Consider the following 3,972-nt stretch of genomic DNA (forward strand, 5'->3'; position numbering starts at 1 on the left):
CCAGAGTTTTTATCATCACAAGGATGTATGGGAGCTGGTCGTATCCAAGCTGCCGGTGTCGATCACGCTGGGTTTGTGGACCTTCTTCCTGACTTACTTCATTTCGCTGCCGCTGGGTATCGCGAAAGCGATGCGCGAAGGCAGCCGCTTCGATGCATGGACCAGCATGATCGTTTTGATAGGCTATTCGATACCGGGCTTCATACTGGGCGTGTTCCTGCTGGTGATGTTTGGCGGCGGCAGTTTCGTCCAGTGGTTTCCGCTGCGCGGCTTGATCTCGGATAACTGGGAACAGTTGTCGCTAGTTGGCAAGGTGCTCGATTACCTGTGGCATATCGCATTGCCGGTCACGGCCTCGGTGGCCGGCTCGTTCGCGATGATGACGATGCTGACGAAAAACACCTTCCTCGAAGAAATCCGCAAGCAGTATGTCCTGACTGCGCGCGCCAAGGGCTTGAGTGAAAACGCAGTGCTGTACAAGCATGTATTCCGCAATGCGCTGATACCACTGGTGACCGGCTTCCCGGCCGCCTTCATCGGCGCTTTTTTTGCCGGCAGCCTGCTGATAGAAACCCTGTTCTCGCTCGATGGCTTGGGCCTGCTGTCTTATGAATCCGTGGTGCGGCGCGATTACCCGGTGGTGATGGGCACGCTCTATCTCTTTACGTTGATCGGCCTGGTGGTCAAGTTGCTTGGCGACCTGTGCTACGTCTGGGCCGATCCGCGCCTGCAGTTTGAAAGCCTGGACCGATGAATACACACCCAACACCACTTGCCGCTGTCGCGATTTCGCCGTCGCGCCGGGTTTGGCTGCGCTTCAGGAAAAACCGTCGCGGCTACTGGAGCCTGATCGTGTTCAGCATACTGGTTGTGATCAGCCTGATGGCGGAGCTGGTATCGAATGACAAGCCGCTGCTGGTGCGCTACAACGGCGAGCTGATGTTCCCCATGCTAAGCACTTATTCTGAAAAGAAATTCGGCGGCGATTTCGACACGCAAGCCGATTACCTCGATCCCTTCATACGCGATCAATTCAACAAGAGCGGCAACTGGGCGATTTATCCTATCAATCACTACCACTTCGATACCTTGAATTATTTCGCCACGTCGCCGAACCCGGCTCCGCCTTCAGCCGAGAACTGGCTGGGCACCGACGACCGGGGTCGCGATGTGGTGGCGCGTCTGCTGTACGGCTTCCGCGTCTCGGTGCTGTTCGGCCTGGCGCTGACGTTTACCGGTGTGCTGCTGGGCTTGATCACCGGCGCGATCCAGGGTTATTTTGCCGGCAAGACGGATCTGTTCTTTCAGCGCTTCATGGAAATCTGGGGCTCGATGCCTGAGCTTTACCTGCTGATCATCTTTGCCTCTATCTTCCAGCCCAGCATAGGTTTGCTGCTGGTGTTGCTGTCCCTGTTCGGCTGGATGGGTTTGTCCGATTACGTGCGTGCGGATTTCCTGCGTAACCGCAATCTGGAATACGTACAGGCGGCGCGCGCACTCGGTTTGTCGAATGGCCAGATCATTTGGCGTCACGTGCTGCCTAACAGCCTGACGCCGGTAGTGACCTTCCTGCCGTTCCGCATGAGCGGCGCGATACTGGCGCTGACCAGTCTCGATTTTCTCGGGCTGGGCGTGCCGGCATCGACCGCCAGCCTCGGTGAATTGCTGGCCCAGGGCAAGAACAATCTGGATGCGTGGTGGATCGCGCTGTCGACGTTTGTAGTGCTGACGATGATGTTGCTGCTGTTGACAAATATAGGCGATGCCTTGCGCAATGCGCTGGATGTCCGGAGGAAGGCATGAGTTTGCTGGAGATTCAAAACCTGCAAGTGGCCTTCGATGCGAGCAAGGTCGTCGACGACATCAGCTTCAGCATAGCCGCCGGCGAAAAATTCGCGTTGGTCGGCGAATCCGGTTCCGGCAAGACGGTCACAGCGCTGTCCATCCTGCGCCTGAATCCGGATGCAGCTTACGCCGGCAAGATCCTGTTCGAAGGCCAGGACATACTGCAAAGAACGGAAACGGCAATGCGTTCCGTGCGCGGCAAGGATGTCGCGATGATCTTCCAGGAGCCGATGACGGCGCTCAATCCGCTATTCACGATAGGCAACCAGATTGCCGAAGTGCTGATGCTGCATGAAGGCCTCAGTGCCAGGGCTGCTGCCTTGCGCGCGATCGAATTGCTGGCCAAGACCGGCATCCCGGAGCCGCAACGCCGCGCACTTTCGTATCCGCATCAACTGTCGGGCGGCCAGCGCCAGCGCGCGATGATAGCGATGGCGCTGGCGTGCAAGCCCAAGCTGCTGATCGCCGATGAACCGACCACGGCGCTCGATGTGACGATACAGGTGCAGATCGTCGAATTGCTGAACCAGTTGCAACGCGAAGAAAACATGGCAGTGCTGATGATCACGCATGACTTGAATCTGGTGCGTCATTTTGCCGACCGCGTCGGCGTGATGGAAAAAGGCCGGCTGGTTGAAGTCGGCGCAACGCAGGCCTTGTTTGCTCATCCGCAAGAAGCTTATACGCAGAAATTACTGGCGAGCCAGCCGCATCAACTGGTCAGCACCGTGAGCGACGCCACGCCGCTCTTGCTGCAGGCCGAGCATGTGCGCTGTACTTTCGAGATCAAGAAGGGCTGGTTCAAGAGCACGCCATTTGTGGCTGTCGATGACGTTCATGTGCAATTGCGTCGCGGCGAAACGCTGGGCATAGTCGGCGAATCGGGTTCCGGAAAATCGACGCTGGGGATGGCGCTGTTGCGCCTTTCCAGCGCGCGCGTCAGCGGCAGCATTGCATTTGATGGCCAGCCTGTCAGTACGATGAGCAGAGATGCATTGCGTCCCTTGCGCGCGCGCATGCAGATCGTGTTCCAGGACCCGTACGCCTCGCTGTCGCCACGCCGCACGATAGAGCAGATCGTGGGCGAAGGCCTGGCCCTGCATCAGCCGCAACTCGATGCGGCCGGGATACGCAAGGCCGTGGTCGACGGCTTGCAAGAAGTCGGTTTGCCATCCGACATCCTGCATCGCTACCCGCATGAATTCTCTGGCGGGCAAAGGCAGCGCATAGCGATTGCGCGGGTGCTGGTATTGAAGCCGGACCTGATCCTGCTGGATGAACCGACCTCGGCGCTGGATGTGTCAGTGCAGCAGCAGGTGCTGCTTTTGCTGGCCGAATTGCAAAGAAAATACGGGATGGCTTACATCTTCATCAGCCATGACCTGGCCGTCATACGTGCAATGGCGCACAGGGTAGTGGTGATGAAAGACGGCAAGGTGGTGGAGAGCGGGATGAGCGATGCGGTGTTCGCACATCCGGCCGAGGCTTACACGCAGCGCTTGCTGGCTGCTTCCGTGTATGCGCTGAAGGATGATGCAGCCGCCGTGCGCGGATAAGGCAAGCTTATTTGATGGTGATGCGGGTGGACTTGGCCGAGGCCACGTTCACCTTGCTGGCATTCTTGCTGTTCGATTTGGCAGCCACTGCTTTTGATTTGCCGGTGTTGCTGGCCTGTTTGGTGTTTTTTGCGCTGCTCTTGCTGGCCGTTCTGGTCGCGCTATAGGGCACATGCAGTTCCAGTTTCTGGCCATAGGCCAGTTTGTCATTGCGCAAATTGTTCCAGTCCTTGATTTGCGCAACGCTGACCTTGTAGCGATTGGCGATCGATTTGATGTTGTCGCTTTTCTTGACGGTCACATTGATGCGCTTCGTATCAGGCACATCAGGCGTCATCGCCAGCGTCGCATTGTCGGCCACGTCTTGCGTAATGTCTTTTTGCGGGGCATCTTCGGTGCGCGGCACCAGGATAGTCGAGCCAGCCTTCAGCAGCATTTTTGGCGGGATATTATTGACTTCGCGTATCACCTGCGGCGTCGTGTGAAATTTGGCGGCTATCGTTTCTATCCGTTCGCGCGCGTTGGTGATTTTGTGTGCGCTCCACGATGACAGTGCGCGTCCCCATTTCGC

At 57.6% G+C, this 3,972-nt stretch carries 4 protein-coding genes; 3 read left to right on the forward strand and 1 reads right to left on the reverse strand.

Annotation, left to right across the window (positions count from 1 at the left end; translation table 11 throughout):
• The 3 genes from Q7T06_RS11405 to Q7T06_RS11415 all read left to right on the forward strand — a co-directional run.
• On the forward strand, positions 1-754 hold a 754-nt coding region (locus Q7T06_RS11405; RefSeq protein WP_304784737.1), incomplete at its 5' end, for an ABC transporter permease subunit.
• Positions 751-1,803: an ABC transporter permease gene (locus Q7T06_RS11410; RefSeq protein WP_304784739.1), complete on the forward strand. Its 1,053-nt coding sequence runs from the start codon at positions 751-753 to the stop codon at positions 1,801-1,803. The genes Q7T06_RS11405 and Q7T06_RS11410, both read left to right, overlap by 4 nt.
• A complete protein-coding gene (locus tag Q7T06_RS11415) occupies positions 1,800-3,401 on the forward strand; it encodes an ABC transporter ATP-binding protein (RefSeq protein ID WP_304784741.1) in 1,602 nt (533 codons plus the stop codon). The genes Q7T06_RS11410 and Q7T06_RS11415 overlap by 4 nt, the downstream gene beginning before the upstream one ends.
• Before the next feature lie 7 nt (positions 3,402-3,408).
• Here Q7T06_RS11415 and Q7T06_RS11420 read toward each other — a convergent pair.
• Positions 3,409-3,972: LysM peptidoglycan-binding domain-containing protein (locus tag Q7T06_RS11420; RefSeq protein ID WP_304784744.1), on the reverse strand; the 564-nt coding region annotated here is incomplete at its 5' end.

The sequence above is a fragment of the Herminiimonas sp. genome, assembly GCF_030645555.1.
Classification (GTDB): Bacteria; Pseudomonadota; Gammaproteobacteria; order Burkholderiales; family Burkholderiaceae_D; genus Oxalicibacterium.

Excerpts from the sequence above, each read along its gene's own strand:
- Q7T06_RS11410 (WP_304784739.1), top strand. The coding sequence starts at position 751 with ATGAATACACACCCAACACCACTTGCCGCTGTCGCGATTTCGCCGTCG.
- Q7T06_RS11415 (WP_304784741.1), top strand. The coding sequence starts at position 1,800 with ATGAGTTTGCTGGAGATTCAAAACCTGCAAGTGGCCTTCGATGCGAGC.